This window comes from candidate division WOR-3 bacterium (assembly GCA_039804165.1).
Taxonomy (GTDB): Bacteria; Hydrothermota; UBA3072; order UBA3072; family UBA3072; genus JAFGHJ01.
The window spans coordinates 46,020-67,544 of record JBDRZZ010000005.1 but is presented as its reverse complement, the minus strand read 5'-3'; the positions used below and the strand labels follow the sequence as shown (position 1 = coordinate 67,544).

Below are 21,525 nucleotides of genomic sequence, written 5' to 3'. Positions count from 1 at the left end.
AATGGAAGAAATTGAAAAACTTAGAAAAGAAGTAAAAAAGGTCGATAGAGAAATAATTAAACTTATAGGAAAAAGACTTTCAATAACAAAAGAAATAGGAAAAAGGAAAAAAGAAAAGGGAATCCCTTTAAGGGACTGGAAGGTAGAAAAAGAGGTTATAAAAAACGCTCTTCAGGCAGCTTCAAAAGAGAAACTTTCAAAGGATTTGGTAAAGGCTATTATGCAACATATAATAACGGAATCTAAGCTCCAGCAGGAAAAACTACAATCCCCTTCATACACAGGAGATAAAGAAGACATTCTAATCATTGGTGGACTTGGAGAAATGGGAAGATGGTTCGCAAACTTTTTCACGAATCAAGGGCATCATGTGCTAATTTATGATACAAAAGGGAAATCAAAAGATTTTAAATGCTTTGACAATTTGGAAGATGCAATTAATAAAGCAACCTGTATTTTAATAGCCACTCCTTTTGAAGTTATGCCAGAAATTATCGAGAAGATAATCAAATTGAATTTCAAAGGGATCGTCTTTGATATAGCAAGTTTAAAAAGCCCTTTAAAATCTGCAATCAAAAAAGCCATTAAACACAAAATAGCCTACACAAGCATTCATCCTATGTTTGGACCAAAAGTAAGCACCCTTTCTGATAGAATAATCTGCATCTGTAATTGTGGAAATAATTTTGCAGATGAAAAAGTAAAAAAATTCTTTAAAGATACAAGCGTATCAATTATAGAAACTTCCCTTGAAGAACACGACAAAAAAATTTCCTATATCCTTGGTTTATCCCATGTAATTAACATAATATTTATGAAAGCTTTAATGAATGGAGAGTATAAGTATGAAGAATTAAAGGAAATGGCAAGCACAACTTTTAATTCTCAATTAAAGACAACAAAAGACGTTATCACAGAAAATCCTTATTTATATTATGCGATCCAGAAATTCAATCCTTTTAAGAATAAATTATATAAAAACTTAGAGAGTGCTCTTAGATATGTAATAAAATCAGTGAAAGATGGTAAAAAGAAAAATTTTATTAATGTAATGGAAGAAGGAAAAAAATGGCTACAAGAAGAACAAAACTAAAAATTTGCGGAATTACAAACGAGGAAGACGCCCTAATGGTTTCAGAACTTGGAGCAGACGCAATAGGTTTTGTCTTCGCAGAATCGAAAAGAAGAATCACACCACAAAAGGCCAAAGAGATAGTAAAAAAACTTCCCCCATTTATTACAGTAGTTGGAGTTTTTATGGATGCTCCTCTTTCAGAAGTTAACGAAATAGCGGAATTTGTCCCTTTAGATGTGGTTCAATTACATGGTGATGAATCTCCAGAGTATTGTAATAAAGTGAATAGAAAAGTTATAAAGCGAATCTCTATCTCTCCTTTTGATTCAAAAGAAAATCTCATAAAAAAAATGGAACCATATTCTGTCTCAGCATATATTCTCGATCCAGGAAAAGGAAGCGGAAAAACATTCAATTGGGAAATTGCAAGAGGAATTAAAAAAACTCTAATAATTGCCGGAGGTCTTTCCCCTGAAAATGTCAAAATTGTAATAAAAATGCTTTCTCCTTATGGTGTTGATGTATCTACAGGAGTTGAAAAAATAGAGGGTAAAAAAGATAAAGAAAAAGTTAAAAAATTCATTGAGGAGGTGAGAACTTGTTAATTACAGGAATAATAGGCTATCCTCTAAAAATAACATTATCACCCCATATGCATAACGCCGCATTTAAAGCCCTTAATATTGAGGGAATTTATCTTAGTTTTCCAATTAAAAAAGAAAAGTTAAAAGAAGCCATTTATGGATTTCGCGCTCTTGGCTTTAGAGGTTTCAATGTTACAATTCCTTATAAAAAAGAAATAATTCAATATCTTGATGAAATCTCTCAAGAAGCAAAAACAATAGATGCTGTAAACACTGTCCTTATAAAAGAAGGGAAACTGAAAGGATTCAATACAGATGTCTACGGATTTAACCAGTCTCTTTCTCATTATAAAATTAATCTTAAGAATAAAAAAGTTATGCTAATTGGAGCAGGTGGAGTAGGATATGCTTGTTCTTATATAATAAACAAAAAAGAGCCTTCCCAATTTTTTATTACTGATAAAATTTCAGAAAAAGCTAAAAAACTTGCCAAGATTTATAACGCCGAGTTCATTCTCCTTAAGAATGTTAGAAAACTAATTCCGGAAATGGATATAATTTTTAACGCAACCCCAATAGATTTACAGGATAAAATTTTAAATTTACTTAAAGAAGGTTCTACTTACTACGACATAAACTATAAATTTAAAATGAAGCAAAAAAAGGGGATCAAAGTAGTGGATGGTTCTTTAATGCTTGTCTTACAAGGTGCTCGTGCTTTTACAATATGGACAGGTAAAAAAGCACCCATAGAAGTAATGAAAAAGGCTGCAGGATTCAAAAAATGATTAGATTATTAACCTCTGGTGAATCACACGGTAAAAGTCTGACTGTAATAATAGAAGGGCTACCGGCAGGATTAAAAATAGATCTTGACTTTTTGAATGAAGAACTCTCAAGGCGACAAAAAGGATATGGACGTGGGAATAGAATGAAAATTGAAAAAGATGAAATCGAAATTTTATCTGGAATAAGATTCGGAGAAACAATAGGTTCTCCAATAACTTTTTTAATTCAAAATAGAGATTTTGAAAACTGGAAAGATATAATGAGAATAGAAGGAGAAAAGAATGTAGAGAAAGTAACTTCTCCTCGTCCAGGACATGCCGACTTATCAGGAACTTTAAAATATAATAGAGAGGATATAAGAGACATCTTAGAAAGAGCCTCTGCAAGAGAAACTTCTGGAAGAGTAGCTGCAGGAGCAATATTTAAAACCTTTTTAAGAGAATTTGGAGTAAAAATTTATTCCCATACCATTTCAATTGGAAAAATAAAAATAAAGGAAAACAAAAGGAGTTTTGAAGAAATAGAAAATACTCCTCTAAGATGTAGAGATCCCGAAAGAGAGAAAGAGATGATGGAACTAATTGATGAAGCAAGAAAAAATGGAAACTCTCTTGGTGGGGTAAGTGAAATAATCGCAAAAGGAGTTTGCCCTGGAATAGGAAGTTATACTCATTTTGATCGAAGGCTTGATACAAAAATTGCAGGAGGAATGATGTCAATACCTTCTGTAAAAGCTGTTGAAATTGGAGAAGGAATTCAAAATACAGAAATGTTTGGTTCTGAAGTCCATGATGAAATATTTTATGATAAGAAAAAGGGATTCTATAGACTTACAAATAGAGCTGGAGGTATTGAAGGGGGAATGAGTAATGGAGAAGACATCATAGTGAGAATATTTATGAAACCAATTCCAACTCTATCTCAACCCCTCCGCTCTGTAGACCTCATTACAAAAAAACAAACCTTTGCCCAAAAAGAAAGAGCTGATACTTGCATTGTTCCTGCAGCTGGAGTTATTGGAGAGAGCGTTCTTGCATATATCCTAACCGACGCCTTTCTGGAAAAATTTGGCGGAGATTGCATGGAAGACATTAAAGCAAATTACAATTTCTATATAAAGAGGATTAAAAGTGTCTAACAATATAATTCTAATTGGGTTTATGGGCTCAGGTAAAGATTCTGTAGGCAAAGAGCTCTCAAAGAGGACTAATCTCTGTTTTTTTTCAATGGATGATTATATAACTTTTAAAGAAAAAAGATCTATAAATAGAATATTTGAAGAGTCTGGAGAAAAATACTTTAGAAAGATTGAGAAACAGACACTCCAGGAAATAAAAAATATAAAAAATACAGTGATTGCTACAGGAGGGGGTGTAGTAAAAGACAAAGAAAATAGGGAACTCCTTTCTAAGATTGGAAAGGTGGTTTATCTTTATGCTACTCTTCCCGCTATTAAAGAAAGATTAAAGAATGATGAAACAAGACCCTTAATAAAAAATAAAGATAACATTGAAAAAATCTATAACGAAAGGATGAAAAAAGGAATATATGAATTCGCAGATAAAAAAATTGATACCTCTTCAATTACAAAAGAAGAAGTAGCAAGAAAAATAATAGAAGAACTAAAAATTGAAAAAAAGTGGGGGAAAAATCTCTTTAAAATAATCAAAATAAAAACAAGTTCTAAAACTTATCCGATTATCATTGGATATGATCTTTTTGAAAAAGATTATTTAAACATAAGTCCTACTAATAAAGTAGTGGTAATATCAAACCCATTAATTAGTTCATTATATTACTATGAAATAGAAAATATATTGAGAAAAAAAGGATTAAATTCTTTAATATTCACAATTCCCAGTGGCGAAAAATACAAAACTCTTGACACTGTAAAAGATGTTTATGATTTTCTTCTTAAAGAAAAAATGGATAGATCCGGAACCATCTTGGCTCTCGGAGGAGGGGTAATTGGTGACTTGGGAGCTTTTGTGGCTTCTACATTTAAAAGAGGAATCCCTATTTTTCACATTCCGACTACCTTAATTGCCCAAGTAGATTCTTCAATTGGTGGGAAAACCGGCGTGGACCATCCTCTTGGGAAGAATATGATTGGAACATTTTATCAGCCTGAGAAAGTTATTGTTGATATTAAAAAACTCTTATCTCTTCCTGAGAAAGAATTCAGAAACGGCCTGGCGGAAGTGATAAAATACGGAATAATAAAAGACGCAAAGCTTTTCTATCTCTTGGAGGAGAAACAAAAAGAAATCTTAAATAGAGACATCCCAACCCTATTAGAAATCGTAACAAGATGCATCAAGATTAAAAAAGAAGTTGTAGAAAAAGACGAAAAGGAAGAAAAAGGGAAAAGAGAAATTCTAAATTATGGTCATACAATAGGTCATATTATAGAAACTTTAACAAATTATTCTAAATATACTCATGGAGAAGCGATTGCAATTGGAATGGTGGAAGAGGCAAAATTAGCCCTAAAAGAAAAAATACTCCGAGAAAGAGATTTTTTGAGAATCCAAGAATTAGTCTCAAAATACCAGTTGCCAACATCACTTCCAGATAATATAAATTATAAAGAGATGAGAAAATTTGTAGCACAAGACAAAAAAGTGAGAAATGGAAAAATAAGATTACCAGTTCCAAAAGGAATAGGTAAAATAATTTTTAAGGAGGTAGAATGCAAAAATTTCTTGTAATTCATGGACCAAACCTTAATCTTTTAGGCAAAAGAAAACCGGAAATTTATGGAAAAATGAATCTCGAAAAAATAAATGAAGAGATAAAAAAATTTGCTAAAGAAAATAAAATTGAGGTAGAAATAAAGCAGTCAAATAGCGAAGGAGAAATTGTGGAATTTATCCATAAGGCAAAAGGATATTCAGGAATAGTTATAAATCCGGGTGGTTATACTCACACCTCAATTGCGATTAGAGATGCAATTGAAGCTATGGAAATCCCAACAGTAGAGGTCCATTTAAGTAATATATACGGTAGAGAAGAATTTAGACACACAAGTATGATTGCTCCTGTATGTAAAGGACAAATCAGTGGCCTTGGTTGGTATGGATATATCCTTGCTCTTAATTATCTATTAAAGGAAAGTAAAAATGAATTATAATTTACCCGATGAAAGAGGATATTTTGGAAGATTTGGAGGGAAGTTTATCCCTGAAGTTTTAATGAATGCAGTCTCTGAATTAGAAAAAGCATATAAATCTCTTAAAGAAGACAAAAATTTTAATGATGAGTTAAATTACTATTTAAAGGAATACGCTGGGAGGCCATCTCCTTTATACTTCGCAGAAAGGCTTACCCAAAAAGTAGGCGGAGCAAAAATATATCTAAAAAGAGAAGATATGATGCACACAGGGGCTCATAAAATAAATAATACCTTGGGTCAGGCTCTCTTAGCAAAAAAAATGGGAAAAGAAAGGGTAATTGCTGAAACTGGGGCAGGTCAACATGGAGTAGCAACTGCAACAGCTTGCGCCCTTTTGGGTTTAGAGTGCCACGTTTATATGGGAACAAAGGATATAAAAAGACAAAAAATGAATGTTTTTAGAATGAAACTTCTTGGAGCAGAAGTAATTCCAGTGGACTCAGGTTCGAAAACTCTTAAAGATGCAATAAATGAAGCTATAAGAGATTGGGTTACTAATGTAGAAACAACTCACTATTGTATTGGTTCTGTGGTAGGGCCTCATCCTTATCCAATGATGGTAAGAGATTTTCAATCTGTGATAGGAAAAGAAACAAAGTCACAAATTTTAGAAAAAGAAAATAGACTCCCAGATTTAATCATAGCTTGCGTAGGTGGAGGGAGTAATGCCATAGGAATTTTTTATCCCTTTATAGGAGAAAAAATTAAAATGATTGGAGTCGAAGCAGCTGGGCTTGGGCTTGATACAAAAAAACACGCGGCAAGTCTATGCAAAGGAGGAATTGGAACCCTTCACGGAGCTATGAGTTATCTCCTACAAAATAAAGACGGACAAATAATGGAAACTCACTCAATTGCTCCTGGTTTGGATTATCCTGGGGTAGGGCCAGAACATGCTTATCTAAAAGAAGAAGGGATTGTAGAGTTTACAGCAGTAAAAGATAAAGAAGCCTTAGAAGCTTTTGATATTCTATCAAAAACCGAAGGAATAATTCCAGCTCTAGAAAGTTCTCATGCCCTTGCCTATGCAATAAAAATTGGAAAGAATATACCAAAAGATAAAATAATTATTGTTAATCTTTCCGGAAGAGGGGATAAAGACTTAGAAATTGTTGAAGGACTATTATGATGGGATCTTCAAAAATCCAAGAAAAATTCAAAGAATTAAAAGAAAAAAATGAGATGGCTTTAATTCTTTATGTAACAGGAGGATTTCCAAATCTTGGAGAATCAATGAAGATTATAAAAACTCTATCAAAAAGTGGTGCAGATATAATTGAGATAGGAATACCTTTTTCAGATCCCATTGCGGATGGCCCCACAATACAACACTCCTCACAAATATCTTTAACAAAAGGGACTACATTAAAGAAAATACTTTCTGCTGTAAAAAAATTAAAAGTGAATGTCCCTCTTGTTTTCATGAGCTATTTGAATCCCCTACTTGCCTACGGACAGGAAAAATTCATAAAAGATATGAAAGACAGTGGGGTAAGTGGTCTTATAATTCCAGACTTACCTGTTGAAGAAGCATCAGAATGGATTTCTTTATCTAAAGAATACGAAACAGAACTTATCTTTCTTTTAACCCCTACCTCTCCATTAAATAGAAGGAAAAAAATTGTAAGCGTATCAAGGGGTTTTGTGTATTGCGTTACAGTAACAGGAACCACAGGAATTAGAGAAAGACTCCCAAGCTATCTTGATAAATTCCTAAAAGAAGTAAAAAAATTAACAGACCTACCAATAGCTGTGGGATTTGGAATCTCAACCCCAGAGCAAATAAAAATGCTTCACGGAAAAGCCGATGGTGTAATTTTAGGAAGTAGAATAATAGAAGCAATAATAAATAAAGAAAATTTGATAGATTTAACCCGACAACTTAAAGAGGCAACAAAACTATGAAAAGGTTAAATATATTAGGGAGGAAATAATATGGTAATAACGATGAGCTCAACTGCAACAAAAGAAGATATAAACCAAGTAAGGGCAAAAATAAAAGAGCTTGGTTATGATACAAAAGTTTTTAAAGGGGTAAAAAAAACTGTAATTCATGTAATTGGAGCAACCGATAGAGAAAGGATTATTCTTGCAATTGAACCTCTTCCAGGCGTAGAAAAGATTACTCCAATTTTAAGTCCTTTTAAACTTGGAAGTAGAGAATTTCATCCTGAAGATACAATTGTAAAAATAGATGGGGTTTCAATTGGAGGGAAAGAAATCGTTGTTATGGCTGGTCCTTGCGCTGTGGAATCAGAAGAAATTGTTTTGAAAGTAGCACAAGAAGTTAAAAAAGCAGGAGGAAAGATCTTAAGAGGAGGTGCTTTTAAACCAAGAACCTCCCCTTACAGTTTTCAGGGGCTAGGAGAAAAGGGACTAAAAATATTGGGGAAAGCACGGGAAAAAACGGGTCTTCTCATAATAACTGAAGTTCTTTCAGAAGTTGACGTCCCACTTGTTGCAAAATACGCAGATATCCTTCAAATTGGAGCTAGAAATATGCAAAATTTCCAGCTGCTAAAAACAGTTGGAAGGTTTAACAAACCTGTTCTTTTAAAAAGAGGTATATCTGCTACAATTGAAGAATGGCTTATGTCAGCTGAATATATTCAAGCGGAAGGAAATCCAAACGTAATTTTATGCGAAAGAGGGATAAGAACTTTTGAAACCTATACTCGTTATACTCTTGACATAAGTACAATCCCAGTAATAAAAAATCTTTCTCACTTACCAATTGTTGTAGATCCAAGCCATCCTGCTGGAGATAGTAGATATGTTCCCTCCTTAGCAAGAGCTGCAATTGCAGCTGGGGCTGACGGATTAATTATAGAGGTTCACCCAGATCCTTCCCACGCACTTTCAGATGGTAAACAATCAATCACTCCTCTTACCTTTCAGGAATTAATGGAAGATTTAAGAAAAATAGCGAAAGTTGTAGGGAGAGAACTATGAAAAAGGTAATATATCAAGGAGAACCAGGTTGTAATAGCGAAGTTGCCTCCTATAAATTCTTCCCTAAGGAGGTGAAAAGAATTGGGGTTAAAACATTCAGAGAAATTTTTGAAAGAGTTCAAAAAGAAAAAGATACATATGGAATTGTTCCTGTGGAAAATTCCCTTACAGGGAGTCTTCACCAAAACTATGATTTACTTCTTGAGTTTGATGTTTGGGTGATTGGGGAAGTGAAGCAAAAAATAGTCCATAATCTATTGGCTCCTAAAGGAATAAAGTTAGAAAATATAAAAGAAGTTTGGTCTCATCCTGAAGCTTTGGCTCAATGCAGAGAATTTCTTTCTTCACATCCTGAATATAAAGTGGTCTCAGTTTACGATACCGCAGGCGCAGCAAAAATTGTAAAAGAGGAAAAGAGAAAAGATGTAGCGATTATAGCAGGACCTCAAGTGGCAAAACTTTACGGCTTTAAAAAATTAAAAAGTGGAATTGAAAATCATCCTCATAATTTTACAAGATTTCTTATAATATCAAAGAAAAAAGAAGTCTACTCAGGAGAAAATGCAAGAACAATGCTTGTATTTGGAGTAAAAAACGAACCCGGAATCTTGTTTCGCTGCCTAAGCATTTTTGCCTTGAGAAATATAGACCTGACCAAATTAGAATCTAGAGCTACCTTTGGAAAACCATACGATTATCTCTTCTATATAGATTTTAGGGGAAGTCTTGAAAATGAAAATTGTAGCCATGCTGTAGAGACTTTAAAAGAAGTCGTAACTTATATGAAAATTTTAGGAAGTTATCTTGTAAAGGACTAAAAGTGAAACTCATTTTATCAAAATCTCCCAAGATAAAAGGCAAAATAAGAGTAAGTGGAGATAAGTCAATAACTCATCGTGGTTTAATAATTGGATCAATCGCTGAAGGGAAAACAATTCTAAGAAATTATTCAACATGCGAAGATTGTTACTCCACCTTAGAAATTATGAAAGAGCTTGGAGTTCAGATTAAAGAAGATAATAAAGTATTAGAAATAGAAGGAAAAGGGCTTACCGGATTAGCTGAACCATCTAATATTTTAGACTGCAGAAATTCAGGAACATCTATGAGATTAATCGCAGGTCTTTTAGCAGGACAAGATTTCTTCTCTATTCTTACAGGAGATAAATCCCTCCTCAGCCGTCCTATGAAAAGAATTGTTGAGCCTCTTAGAAGGATGGGAGCTATAATATATGGGAGAAATAACGATGAATATGCACCTCTTGCAATAAAAGGGACGAAGTTAAAAGGAATAGACTATAAGTTACCTATTCCAAGCGCACAAGTGAAATCTTCTTTATTGATCGCTTCCCTTTATGCTAGGGGAAATACAATAATAGAAGAGCCTACTCAAAGTAGAGATCATACAGAAAGAATGTTAAATTTATTTGGGGCAAAAGTAGAATTTAAGGGCAATAAGATAATCTTAAAAGAAAAAAATAAGCTAAACGCTCAAGAGGTTTTTATCCCAGGAGATATTTCCTCAGCGGCTTTTTTCATTGTTCTTGCATCTTGCCAAGAAGATTCAGAACTCTTAATTGAACAAGTTGGAATAAATCCAACGAGAACAGGAATCATTGAAATTCTAAAAAAAATGGGCGCCCAGATTTCTATCTTAAACAAAAAAGAGATTTGTAATGAGCCAGTAGCTGATATACTTATAAAAGGCAGCAGTTTAAAAGGAATAGAAATTGGAGGAGATATTATACCAAAACTAATAGATGAACTTCCTATCCTTGCTCTTGCAGGAACCCAGGCGAAGGGGAAAACAATTGTAAGGGACGCTAAGGAACTTAGAGTAAAAGAGAGCGATAGAATTCATACAATAACAGAGGGATTAAGAAAATTAGGAGCAAAAATTGAAGAAAAAGAAGATGGTTTTATAGTAGAAGGACCAGTAAAACTAAAAGGAAATATTTGTGAAAGCTTTGGAGATCATAGAATTGGAATGACATTAGCAATTGGCGGTCTTTTAGCAGAAGGAGAAACAACAATCTTGGAAGCAGAGTGTATCAATGTTTCCTTCCCTGAGTTTATCCGGACACTCAGGAGGATTAGTGGTAAAAACAATATTGTCGAAAAAAATTAAGTTTATACATAAGAAAATAAAAGCAAAATCTTCTCCTGAGGCAGTGTTTGAAAGAATTTATAAAGAAGATCCTTATAGTTTTATTTATGAGTCAATTGTTCACCTCAAAAAAAGAGGGGAATATTCTCTTTTAGGTGGAAGACCTTTTATTATATTAAAAAGTTATAAAGAAGACATAGAAATTGAAGTTTATGGAAAAAAATATAAAGAAAAGGGAAACCCTCTTAATAAAATTAGAGAACTTATCTCTATAGTAACCAACTATCCATACATTCCTGGTTTCTCAGGAGGAGCAGTGGGTTATCTTTCCTATGACACAGTTAGATTTTTTGAAGAAATACCGGATAAAAATCCTGACGAGATAAAAGCTCCTGAAACTTATTTTATGTTCCCTTCGGAAATAATCCTCTTTAGTCATAAAAATGATACTGTGGACATAATACTCTACAGCACAAATGATGAGGAAGAAGAAAACAAAAGAATAGAAGAACTGGTAAAAATTATAAAAGGGGCAGAAGAAAAAGAATATAAAATAAAAGAAGGAGAACCAATAGAACTTATTGGAAATTTTACAAAAGAAGAATATTGCGAGATGGTGAAAAAGGCAAAAGAATATATTTATAAAGGAGATATATTCCAGGTTGTTCCCTCTCAGAGATTTAAAGCTCCAATAAAAAAAGATCCAATGAATATATACAAAGCTCTCAGGATTACAAACCCTTCGCCTTATATGTATTACCTCAGGTTCAATGATTTATTCATTCTTGGGTCTTCTCCAGAAACTTTAATAAAGCTTGAACCAGGAGGTCTTGTGACAAGCAACCCAATTGCAGGAACAAGGAGAAGGGGTAATACAGAAGAGGAGGACAAACTCTTAGAAAAAGAATTATTAAATGACGAGAAAGAATTAGCAGAACACGTGATGCTTGTTGACCTTGCAAGAAATGACATTGGAAGAGTTTGTGAATTTGGAAGTGTTAAGGTTTCAGAATTCATGCGAATTGAAAAATACGCTCAGGTTATGCACATTATTTCTGTGGTTAATGGGAACCTCCTTTCTGATAAAGATGCTTTTGATCTTGTGGCAGCAACATTTCCGGCAGGAACTGTTTCTGGCGCACCAAAGATAAGAGCAATGGAAATAATTGATGAATTAGAACCAGTAAGAAGAGGAATTTATGCGGGAGCATTAGGGTATTTTGGTTTCGCAGGAAATATGGATCTTTGTATTGCCATAAGGACAATTGTAATATACAAAGGAATGTTATATATCCAAGCAGGAGGTGGAGTAGTTGCAGATTCAATTCCTGAACTCGAATATAAAGAGACAATTAACAAAATGAGCGCTTTAAAAAGAGCAATCGATTTTTCCCAATGATTCTCTTAATAGACAATTACGATTCCTTTGTTTATAATCTCGCTCAATATTTGGGAGAATTAGGAGCAAAAATTAAAGTAAAAAGAAACGATAAAATTTCTATTGAGGAAATAGAGAAAATGAACCCAACAACCATAATTATCTCACCAGGCCCAGGAACCCCAAAAGATTCAGGAATAAGCCCAGAAGTCGTTCTCCATTTTAAAGGAAAAATTCCTATTTTGGGTGTTTGCCTTGGGCATCAGGTAATTGGAGAAGTCTTTGGAGGAAAAGTTAAAAGAGCTGAGAAAATTCTCCATGGGAAAACTTCTATAATTTATCATGATGGAAAAACAATTTTTGAAAATATTGAAAATCCTTTTGTTGCCACTCGTTATCATTCTTTAATAGTAGAAAGGGATAGCCTTCCAAGCTGTTTTGAACTTTCAGCATGGACAGAAGACAACATAGTTATGGGAATAAGACACAAAAAATATAACATTGAAGGAATTCAATTCCATCCTGAGTCAATCTTAACTGAGGTAGGGATGAATATATTAAAAAATTTTATTAAAGAAAGAGAAATATAAAATGAAGATTATAAAATATAGGGAAATAAAAGAAGATTTTTTTGAATATAAAAAAATTGAAGATAAAAGGTTTATTCAAAAGATAATTAAAGAAATAAAAGAAAAAGGAGATAAAGCTCTTATAAAATATACAAAAAAATATGATAAAGTCTCTCTAAAGGAAATAAAAGTTAGTCAATCAGAAATAGAAAATGCTTATAGAAAAGCAAAAAAAGAAGATTTAAAAGCAATAGAAAAAGCAGCTAAAAATATAAAAAAATTTTCAGAAAAGCAAAAAGAGCAATTTAAAGATTTCGAATTTGAAATTCAAAAAGGTGTATTTACAGGACAAAGAGTAATTCCGATTGAAAGAATAGGAATTTATGTCCCGAGTGGGAATTTCCCCTTGGTTTCTACCTTGATTATGTGTGCAATACCTGCTCAAGTAGCCGGAGTATCTGAAATAGCCGTAGTCTCCCCTCCAAGATTTGAAAATAGTATTCACCCTTTAATTTTAGCAACTGCTTATTTTCTCAAAATAAAAGAAATCTACAAAATAGGAGGAATCCAAGCAATTGCAGCCTTAGCTTATGGAACTGAAAGCATTAAAAAAGTTGATAAAATAGTCGGTCCAGGAAGCAAATATGTAGCATCTGCAAAAAAGGAAGTTTTCGGAGATGTAGGGATAGACTTCATAGCAGGACCAACAGAAATAATGATAATTGCAGATGAAAGTGGAGAACCAGAACTAATAGCTATGGATTTACTATCCCAAGCCGAACACGATAAGGAAGCATTCCCAATCCTTGCCACAACTTCTAAAGAACTTGCATCCAAAGTAATAAAGGAAATAAATAAACAAATAGAAAATCTTCAAACAAAAGAAATAGCAAGAGTATCCATAGAAAATAAAGGGCTCATAGTTCTCTTAGAAAATATGGAGGAAGGAATTATCTTTGCAAATAAAATGGCTCCGGAACATTTAGAATTACACATAAAAAATCCAAAAAATGTTTTAAATAAGCTTAGGAACTACGGCTCTTTATTTATTGGAAAATATTCTGTTGAAGCTCTTGGAGATTACTCAAGTGGACTTAATCACACTTTACCCACAAATACTGCTTCCAAATACACAGGAGGTCTTGGTGTTAAAGATTTTTTGAAACTCCAAACGACATTAAGAGTAACAAAAGAAGGATTCAAAGAAATAGGACCAATAGCTGAAAAACTCGCAGAAATTGAGGGACTATCTGCCCATAAGAACTCAATAAAGATTAGGTACTCTCGGTAATCACAAAATAAACTTATTTCTTTTTAAAATTTTTCTCCAATGAAATAAACTTGACTTTGGAAGAGATTTTAAATAAAATATAAAAAATTAAAAGGAGGAGAAATGAGTTTAATGGAGATTCTAATAAAAGGCGGATGGACAATGATCCCCATAGGAATTACCCTTTTTGTAGGAATTTACTTCTCTATTGAGAGATTCCTTTACTATAAAAAAAGTCAAATCTCAATCGATAACTTGCTAAAAAAAATTTGTGCTTGGCTAAAGGAGAAAAACATAGAAGAGGCAGTTAAAGAATCCAAAAATTATGATGTTCCTGTAACAAGAGTAATAGCAAAAGGAATTATCTCAGGGAAAAAAGAATCTATGTTTGCAACCGCATCTGAAGAGCTAAAGAATTTGGAAAATGGCCTCGGAGTTATAGCTTCAATGGGATCCATAGCTCCTATGCTCGGCTTTCTTGGAACCGTTTTAGGAATGATAAAGGCGTTTATGCAAATTGAAATCTTAGGAGGAAGTGTGAACCCTTCCAATCTTGCAGGAGGAATTTGGGAGGCTCTTGTTACCACTGCAGCAGGGTTACCAGTTGGAATTTTGTTTATCCTAATCTATAATGGGTTATCCGATAAAATGAATTCTATTCTAAGAGATATAAATAAAGCAATCTCCGAAATATCAATATTCTTGGAGTAACAAATGGAAATGAACTCAAGATTTAAAAGAATCTCTGTATTCCCCATAATCTCTATAGCAGATATTGTCTTATTGCTTCTTGTTTTCTTCCTCCTTACTTCCACTTATATAATTCAACCTGGAATTCAAGTTCATCTTCCAAGAACGACTACAAAGGAAGCTGTAAGTGAAGAAAAAGTAATAATAACGATAACAAAAAGTGGGGCCGTTTATCTTGGAGAAAACCCAGTCCAAATTTCTAACCTTCCATATTTGCTTAAAGATGATATAGAAAAGATAATCTTAATAAAAGCAGATCGTGAACTCCCTATAGAGATGGCTGTAAAAGTAATGGAAATGGTCAGAAGAAGTGGCGCAAGCAAACTTGTAATAGCCACAACCCCAAAATTAGAGTGAAAACAAAATTAACCTCTCTAACATTAACTATCTTAACATATTCAACTTTAATCCTTCTTCTCTCCGTTATTACTTTTAAACTTAAACCCTTAGGAGGAGAAATCTTAACTCTTGGCTTTGAAACAGAAGAAATAGAAGAAAGAGAAGTAAATCGGGAAGTAGGTGGAGCAGAAGATGTTTTTTCTTCCATTGGAGATCTCCCCATAATAGAAAATAAACCTAAAAAAGGTTTGTCTCCTCTTCTAAAACCTCCTTATAAAGAAGGAGAAATAGAAGAAAAGGGAAAAAGTAGTGGGTATAGAATTTCTGGAGAACTCTCGAAAAGGAAATTAATCCATTTTGAAAATCCGAAATATCCTAAAGATGAAAATGAAAATACTGAAGTAAAATTGGAAATAGAAGTAACACCAGAAGGAAAAATCAAAAGCATTAAAGTTATAAAGACAGGAGGTCTTTCATTTGATAAAAGCGCAATTGAAGCGGTCCAAGAATGGGAATTTCAACCTCTTTCTCCTACTCTTCCCCAAGAAAATCAAAAAGGAATTGTGACAATATACTTTGAAATAAGATGAGTTTCTCGATTACAATATTTTTTAATACTCAATTTCAGGTTCAAAGAGAAAATTTAATAAAATTTATGTTATCTGTAATAATAGGAATAATTCTCATCTTAACAGGTCTTGATCATACAAATAAAGGTTTTTCCCGATTAAGTGGTGAAAAAATAAGACAAATGCTCTGGAAAACAACAAAAAATCCAATTCTCGCTTATACTTCAGGAATAATTCTTGCAATTTTATTTGAATCTAGTACCCTAACAGGTGTAATGTTACTTAGCTTACTTGAATCCTCTCTTATAGAACTATCCACTTCCCTTATTATACTTTTAGGAGCAGCTCTTGGTTCTACTTTTACAGTCCAAATTATAGCAACAGAAATAATTCAATATAGCCCATTTATTGTTCTTTTAGGTTTCATTCTATGGCAATCTAAGAAAAAATGGAGTTATCTTGGAAGAATTCTATTTGGTTTTGGTTTAATATTTTTTTCTATCTGGTTAATAAGAGAAAACATTCAACCTCTTAAGGATTTATTTGCTGTAAAAATCAACCCTGTTTTGCTTTTCTCTTTTTCTGCATTCCTCACCTTTTTGCTATATTCAAGTGCAGGAGCTCTTGGATTACTCATTGCTTTTGCAGGAATCTTAGACTTATCAAAAGTTATACCTATAATTCTTGGAATAAATATCGGAACAACTTTCTCAATCCTGCTTAGCTCTACAAGATTTTCTTCTTCTTCCGGAAAGGCAATGGGGGTAGGCTACTTCTTTCTAAAACTTCTCTTTGTGCTTCTATCCTCCTATATGCTTTTCTTTCCCAAAAACTTAATTCCTACTGGAAGAGAAATTGCCAATTTCCATACACTTGTAAATTCTTGGGGAATATTTCTAATCCCTCTATGTTTCCCTCTTGGAGCTTTTTTAAAGAAGATTTTTGGGGAAGAGAAATCCAAGCTAAAACTTGATCCTCTTTACCTCTCCTCTTCTCCAGTGGCAATCTCAAAATCCTATGAGGTTCTTAAGGAATCCATTGAGATAACAAGAAGTATGCTCGAAGAATCATTAGAAGTTTTAGAAAAAAATAACGATCCATTGAGAAGACTTATAATTTCTAAAGACAACATAATTGACAAAAATCAAGAAGAACTAATCGCCTACACCTCCAAACTCCTTGGAGAAGAACTATCAGTTAAAGAAAGTAATAAATGCGTAACAATTCTCAAAATACAAAATGAGATTGAGCATATAGGAGACCTAATTAGTAAAAGTATTATGAGAAGCGCAGAAAAGAAAATAAAATGGGCTTACTATTTTTCAAAAGAGGGATTTAAAGAAATAAAAGAGTGCTATAAAATGACTCTTTTAAATATAAAAGAGGTAGAAAACGCACTCTCTAAGATGGACAAAAATATAGCAAAAAAGCTCCTTCTTTCACAAGAAAAGACTCAAGAACTCTTAAAGAATTATAAAGAAAGTCACATAAACCGTCTAAAAGAAGGAAAAAAAGAAAGCATAGATACAAGTGCTCTACATCTTGATTTATTGAATGATTTTGATAGAATAAATTATCATATTTATAATATTGCAAAAGTAATATTGGGTCAATTATGATCACTGAAAGTTATCAGGTTTTTTGCGAAGAATTTGAAGGTCCCCTTGACTTATTACTTTATCTTGTAAAAAAGCAAGAAGTCTCCATTCGAGATATTTCTCTTTCCCGTATAACAAGGGAATACTTACTCTTTGTAAAAGATCTTCAAAAAATAGACTTTGATGGTGCTGGAGATTTTATAAGATATGCTGCTACTCTTCTCTCGATAAAAGCAAAAGAACTCTCTTATGAAGAGAAAAGAGAAGAATCTGAAGAAGATTTCGAAACAAAGGAATCCTTGATCGAGAAACTTTCTAAATACAAAAAATTCAAAGAAGCAGGAATTTATTTAGGGGAAAAATTAAAAATTGCAAATACGATGTTTGGAAGACCTTTGGTAAATGTAGAGAAAGAAATTCCTATTTCAATTGAGGAGTTAAATTCCCTCTTAAAAGAGATAAAAAAGAAATCCTCATTTAATCCACCTGCAACGATTCTATTTCATATAGATAATCTTATTGAGAAAATAACAAATACCCTAAAAAGGTTTAAAAGATTTCTCTTCTCAAGTCTTATAGAAGATACCAAAAAGGAAGAAAAAATTGGACTATTTTTTGCTCTTCTTGAAGTAATAAAAAGGGGTAAGGCAAAAGTTTTTCAAAAAGAACCATTTGATGATATAATAATTGAAAGGAAATGAATATAAAATTTGACAATTTATCAGAGGGTATTAAAGAACTCTTGAGAAAAAGAGAAGTATATGATGATGAGACACTAGAAAGATTTATAAATCCATCCTTTGATCACCTCCGTCCTTGTTATGAAATTTTAAAACCCGAAATAGAAATGGTAAAAGAATTTATAAAAAAGGGGAAAAGAATACTTATATGGGGAGACGAAGATATCGACGGTATAACTTCTACTTTAATTATGAAATTTCTTTTTAAAGACTTATTTGATATTGAAGTTTCCTATTATATTCCGAATAGAGAAAAAGAAGGCTATGGTCTATCCAAAGGGGGAATTGACAAAGCTCAAGAGCAAGGAATAGATTTAATAATAACAGTTGATTCTGGGACAGATAGCTTTGAAGAAGTAGAGTATCTAAAAAGTAAAGGGATGGAAGTAATAATAACAGATCACCACGAATTAAAAGAAAAAATACCAAAAGTTCCTTTTCTAAATCCAAAATTTTTACCTTTTGGTTACAAGAATCTTGCCGGAGCTGGGGTGGCTTTTAAATTTGCGGATTGTATTTATTATGAATATAAAGGAGAAAAAGCCAAAACTTGGACAAAAAAAATCCCTGAGATTCCAATTCTTGCTTTTATAGGAACAATTGTAGATAAAGTTCCTTTAGTGGATGAGAATAGAATTTTATATTGTGAAGGATTGAAATTATTAAAAGAAGCAAAGAAACCCCCTTTTTCTTTATTCTCAAATAAGAATGACATTTTGAACGAATTAAAACCCATCTCTTCAGGAAAAAGTAATCTTATATTTAAGTTTTTCTCTGCGGATTCAATAGAAGAAGCAGATAGAATTTATGGAATCTTAAAATCTAACTATAAAGCTTGGGATAAAAATGTGCGAGAGGAATTCTTGGCAATAAAGGAAGAATTGGAAAATGGAAAAAGAGTTGTATTTAGAAAAAACCTCAATTATAAGATAGCAAGTGGACTGGCAAATAGAGCTAAGGATTTCTGTAAAGCCCCTGTTGTAGTAATTTACTCTACAGGTTCATCAATTAGAGGTGAATGTAGAGGCCCAAGCGATTCTGACTTACTTTCTCTTCTCAAAAAATTAGAATATTTATTGATTGACTATGGAGGGCATAAATCGGCTTGTGGCTTCACTTTAGAAAGAGAAAATATAGAAGAATTTAAAGAAAAAATGGAACTCCTTCTTAAAGAATATAAAAAAGAGAAGCCACCTACTGTAGAACTCAAACTTGAAGAAATAACTCCTGATTTACAAAAATTGATAAAAAAAATGGAGCCTTTTGGAATTGGAAATTATTTTCCAATTTTCTTAATTAGGAATGTAAACTACTTTAACGAGGGAAATTCTTCTTTTCTTTCCAATGAAAAAGCCTCTATTCTTATTACAGAAATAAGAGAAATACCTCCAGCTTCTATGAAAATAAACGCATATTTAGAAATTTATCCTGAGAAAATTATATTAAAAGGATGGGAAAATGTTTAAAGAGATAAAGTTTGATAAAAATTTACTAATTCTTTTTTTATTACTGGTAAGTATTGGAATTTTACTCCAATATACAGCAAATTATCCAAAAAATCCTATTTTCTTTAAAAACCATTTAATTTGGGTTGGAATCTCTTTATTGTTAAGCCCACTCCTTCTCTTTTTATCCTTACACAGGTTAAAAGAAATTTCTTTATTCTTATATTTAATAGGCTTATTTCTCTTAATTATTGTAATTTTTCTGCCAAATAGTGATGGAAGGTGGATAAGAATGAGAGGTTTTCAATTTCAACCTTCCGAGTTGATGAAAATTTTCTTCATAATCTTTATCGCAAAAATACTTTCAGAGTTTGAAGATAAAAAAGTAAATATTAAAGATCTAAGATTACCCATTATAGTTGCTGGTATCCCAACATTTCTTGTTTTTATAGAACCAGATATCGGCACATCAGCCATTTTTCTCTTCACATTTTTAGGCTTAATATGGACTATAAATATAACCATCCCTCTTTATATCCTACTCCTTTCGCCTCTAATTTCCATTTTGTGCGGATTCCATCTAATTTCTTGGATTCTATTTATGATCCTACTTATTACAACAATATTATTGGCAAAATTAGATTTAAAGTCTTCTATTTTGATTTTTCTTTTTAATACAGGAGTAGGTGCATCTGCACCTGTTATCACAAAATTTCTAAAACCATATCAAAAAGCAAGACTTCTCAATTTTTTAAATCCCTCTAAGGATCCCACCGGTGCAGGGTGGCAACTACTTCAATCAAAAATCTCCATAGGTTCTGGAGGTCTTTGGGGAAAAGGATATTTAAACGGAGTAATTAAAAATCTTGGATTTCTCCCCCAAACAAGAACAGACTTCATTTTTTCTGTTTTAGGAGAAGAATTTGGATTTATAGGCACTTTTGCTGTAATTATAATATTTACTTTGTTTCTCCTCCGTATTCTTTACATCGCCCAACAAGCTGAAAAGCCATTTAGCAAATACCTTGCTTATGGAATTTTCTTCTATTTTTCATCCCAAGTAATAATAAATATTGCAATGACTGTGGGACTTTTACCAGTTGTGGGTTTACCCCTTCCTTTTTTAAGCTATGGTGGAAGTTCTCTTTTAATTTCAACCATTTCTATTTCTCTTTTAACCTTGGTTAAAAGTGATTCAGTTGTTTAAAATATTCAAAGATTTAGAAAATTTTATATTCCCACCTTTATGTATGATATGCAATAATGAATTAAAAAAAAGAGAGGTTATTTGTCAAAGATGCTTCGATAAAGTTTATTTCATTTCATCAAAGAAATGCAAATTTTGTGGAAGACCTATAAAAAACGGAAAAACATGTAAATTTTGTAGAAGAGAAAGACCATCTTTCGATTTTTTAATTAGCTCAGGAAATTATGTTTTTCCTTTTTCGGAAATAATAAAAATTTATAAATACAAAAATAGACCGGTCCTTTCTTCCAAACTTGCAAGAAAACTATACTCCTCTTATCTCGCTCATTCTCACTTAGGGAAAATAGATTATCTAACCTGGGTGCCAATGAGAAGAGCAGAAACAAGAGAAAGGGGATACAATCAAAGTGAGCTTCTTGCAAAGGAATTTGCAAAGATTTCTTCCTTAAAATGTGTAGAATTATTATATAAGGCTTCTAACATACCCTCTCAAACAAAACTACCAGAAGAAAAAAGAATAAATAATGTAAAAGAAGCTTATAAAATAAAGGAAAAAGAATTAAAAAAATTAAAATTAGAAAAAGGAAAAAGCATCATCATAATAGATGACGTTTTAACAACAGGAAGCACTTTAAATGAATGTGCTAAGAAATTAAAAGAAGTAGGTTTCAAAAAGGTATATGGGCTTGTCCTTGCTATATCGCCTTAAGCTGGACTACCTTAGATAACTTTGACTTCTTCCGTGCCGCAGTATTTCTATGAAGGACACCCTTTTTAACAGCTTTATCTATCACCGAATAAGCTAATTTTAGTAACTCTTTCGCTTTTTCAGGATCTTTCTCTTCTCTTATTTTCCTTCCAATATTTTTGATTCGGGTCTTAACACCCTTATTTCTTCTCCTTCTCTCTTCTGATATTCTTACTCTTTTCTTAGCTGATTTCGTATTCGGCATTAAGAAACCTCCATTTTTAAATAAA

At 32.5% G+C, this 21,525-nt stretch carries 23 protein-coding genes; 22 read left to right on the top strand and 1 reads right to left on the bottom strand.

Annotated features, from left to right (window positions below):
* The first annotated feature begins 1 nt into the window (after position 1).
* The 22 genes from ABIN61_03490 to ABIN61_03385 all read left to right on the top strand — a co-directional run bounded on the left by ABIN61_03490 (position 2) and on the right by ABIN61_03385 (position 21,256).
* The gene (locus tag ABIN61_03490) at positions 2 to 1,093 is read left to right on the top strand and encodes a bifunctional chorismate mutase/prephenate dehydrogenase (protein MEO0293270.1); all 1,092 of its coding nucleotides are present in this window, start codon (positions 2 to 4) and stop codon (positions 1,091 to 1,093) included.
* On the top strand, positions 1,069 to 1,680 hold the full coding sequence (locus ABIN61_03485; protein ID MEO0293269.1) for a phosphoribosylanthranilate isomerase: 612 nt from the start codon (positions 1,069 to 1,071) through the stop codon (positions 1,678 to 1,680). The genes ABIN61_03490 and ABIN61_03485 overlap by 25 nt, the downstream gene beginning before the upstream one ends.
* Positions 1,674 to 2,447, top strand: coding sequence for a shikimate dehydrogenase (gene aroE, locus ABIN61_03480; GenBank protein MEO0293268.1), 774 nt, complete (start codon positions 1,674 to 1,676; stop codon positions 2,445 to 2,447). The genes ABIN61_03485 and aroE overlap by 7 nt, the downstream gene beginning before the upstream one ends.
* Complete coding sequence (aroC, locus tag ABIN61_03475) at positions 2,444 to 3,586, top strand: chorismate synthase (protein ID MEO0293267.1); 1,143 nt, start codon at positions 2,444 to 2,446, stop codon at positions 3,584 to 3,586. The genes aroE and aroC overlap by 4 nt, the downstream gene beginning before the upstream one ends.
* Positions 3,579 to 5,159 carry a 3-dehydroquinate synthase gene (gene aroB, locus ABIN61_03470; protein MEO0293266.1) on the top strand — a complete coding sequence of 527 codons (1,581 nt, stop codon included), beginning with the start codon at positions 3,579 to 3,581 and terminating at the stop codon, positions 5,157 to 5,159. The genes aroC and aroB overlap by 8 nt, the downstream gene beginning before the upstream one ends.
* A complete protein-coding gene (aroQ, locus tag ABIN61_03465) occupies positions 5,141 to 5,581 on the top strand; it encodes a type II 3-dehydroquinate dehydratase (protein MEO0293265.1) in 441 nt (146 codons plus the stop codon). Before aroB ends, aroQ begins: the two co-directional genes overlap by 19 nt.
* Positions 5,571 to 6,752: a tryptophan synthase subunit beta gene (gene trpB / locus ABIN61_03460; protein ID MEO0293264.1), complete on the top strand. Its 1,182-nt coding sequence runs from the start codon at positions 5,571 to 5,573 to the stop codon at positions 6,750 to 6,752. Before aroQ ends, trpB begins: the two co-directional genes overlap by 11 nt.
* Entirely contained in the window at positions 6,749 to 7,528 is a 780-nt protein-coding gene (trpA, locus tag ABIN61_03455) for a tryptophan synthase subunit alpha (GenBank protein MEO0293263.1), read from the top strand. The genes trpB and trpA overlap by 4 nt, the downstream gene beginning before the upstream one ends.
* A 30-nt stretch (positions 7,529 to 7,558) precedes the next feature.
* A complete protein-coding gene (gene aroF, locus ABIN61_03450) occupies positions 7,559 to 8,575 on the top strand; it encodes a 3-deoxy-7-phosphoheptulonate synthase (GenBank protein MEO0293262.1) in 1,017 nt (338 codons plus the stop codon).
* A complete protein-coding gene (pheA, locus tag ABIN61_03445; GenBank protein ID MEO0293261.1) occupies positions 8,572 to 9,393 on the top strand; it encodes a prephenate dehydratase in 822 nt (273 codons plus the stop codon). Before aroF ends, pheA begins: the two co-directional genes overlap by 4 nt.
* Positions 9,394 to 9,395: 2 nt before the next feature.
* A complete protein-coding gene (aroA, locus tag ABIN61_03440) occupies positions 9,396 to 10,703 on the top strand; it encodes a 3-phosphoshikimate 1-carboxyvinyltransferase (protein ID MEO0293260.1) in 1,308 nt (435 codons plus the stop codon).
* Complete coding sequence (trpE, locus tag ABIN61_03435) at positions 10,672 to 12,081, top strand: anthranilate synthase component I (protein MEO0293259.1); 1,410 nt, start codon at positions 10,672 to 10,674, stop codon at positions 12,079 to 12,081. The genes aroA and trpE overlap by 32 nt, the downstream gene beginning before the upstream one ends.
* On the top strand, positions 12,078 to 12,650 hold the full coding sequence (locus ABIN61_03430; GenBank protein ID MEO0293258.1) for an aminodeoxychorismate/anthranilate synthase component II: 573 nt from the start codon (positions 12,078 to 12,080) through the stop codon (positions 12,648 to 12,650). The genes trpE and ABIN61_03430 overlap by 4 nt, the downstream gene beginning before the upstream one ends.
* A 1-nt stretch (position 12,651) precedes the next feature.
* A complete protein-coding gene (gene hisD / locus ABIN61_03425; protein MEO0293257.1) occupies positions 12,652 to 13,920 on the top strand; it encodes a histidinol dehydrogenase in 1,269 nt (422 codons plus the stop codon).
* A gap of 102 nt (positions 13,921 to 14,022) precedes the next feature.
* Positions 14,023 to 14,610 (top strand): MotA/TolQ/ExbB proton channel family protein, encoded by a 588-nt coding sequence (locus ABIN61_03420; protein ID MEO0293256.1) that lies wholly within the window; start codon positions 14,023 to 14,025, stop codon positions 14,608 to 14,610.
* 3 nt (positions 14,611 to 14,613) lie between these two features.
* The gene (locus ABIN61_03415) at positions 14,614 to 15,006 is read left to right on the top strand and encodes a biopolymer transporter ExbD (GenBank protein ID MEO0293255.1); all 393 of its coding nucleotides are present in this window, start codon (positions 14,614 to 14,616) and stop codon (positions 15,004 to 15,006) included.
* Entirely contained in the window at positions 15,003 to 15,578 is a 576-nt protein-coding gene (locus ABIN61_03410) for an energy transducer TonB (GenBank protein MEO0293254.1), read from the top strand. Before ABIN61_03415 ends, ABIN61_03410 begins: the two co-directional genes overlap by 4 nt.
* Positions 15,575 to 17,176, top strand: a complete 1,602-nt coding sequence (locus ABIN61_03405) for a Na/Pi symporter (GenBank protein MEO0293253.1) — start codon at positions 15,575 to 15,577, stop codon at positions 17,174 to 17,176. The genes ABIN61_03410 and ABIN61_03405 overlap by 4 nt, the downstream gene beginning before the upstream one ends.
* Positions 17,173 to 17,856, top strand: coding sequence for a segregation/condensation protein A (locus tag ABIN61_03400; protein ID MEO0293252.1), 684 nt, complete (start codon positions 17,173 to 17,175; stop codon positions 17,854 to 17,856). The genes ABIN61_03405 and ABIN61_03400 overlap by 4 nt, the downstream gene beginning before the upstream one ends.
* Positions 17,853 to 19,361, top strand: a complete 1,509-nt coding sequence (locus tag ABIN61_03395; protein ID MEO0293251.1) for a DHH family phosphoesterase — start codon at positions 17,853 to 17,855, stop codon at positions 19,359 to 19,361. Before ABIN61_03400 ends, ABIN61_03395 begins: the two co-directional genes overlap by 4 nt.
* Complete coding sequence (locus ABIN61_03390; GenBank protein ID MEO0293250.1) at positions 19,354 to 20,547, top strand: FtsW/RodA/SpoVE family cell cycle protein; 1,194 nt, start codon at positions 19,354 to 19,356, stop codon at positions 20,545 to 20,547. Before ABIN61_03395 ends, ABIN61_03390 begins: the two co-directional genes overlap by 8 nt.
* Positions 20,531 to 21,256, top strand: coding sequence for a ComF family protein (locus ABIN61_03385; protein MEO0293249.1), 726 nt, complete (start codon positions 20,531 to 20,533; stop codon positions 21,254 to 21,256). The genes ABIN61_03390 and ABIN61_03385 overlap by 17 nt, the downstream gene beginning before the upstream one ends.
* On the opposite strand, the gene rpsT is transcribed toward ABIN61_03385, so the two are convergent.
* Positions 21,243 to 21,500 (bottom strand): 30S ribosomal protein S20, encoded by a 258-nt coding sequence (gene rpsT / locus ABIN61_03380; protein MEO0293248.1) that lies wholly within the window; start codon positions 21,498 to 21,500, stop codon positions 21,243 to 21,245. The genes ABIN61_03385 and rpsT overlap by 14 nt on opposite strands.
* Positions 21,501 to 21,525 lie beyond the last annotated feature (25 nt).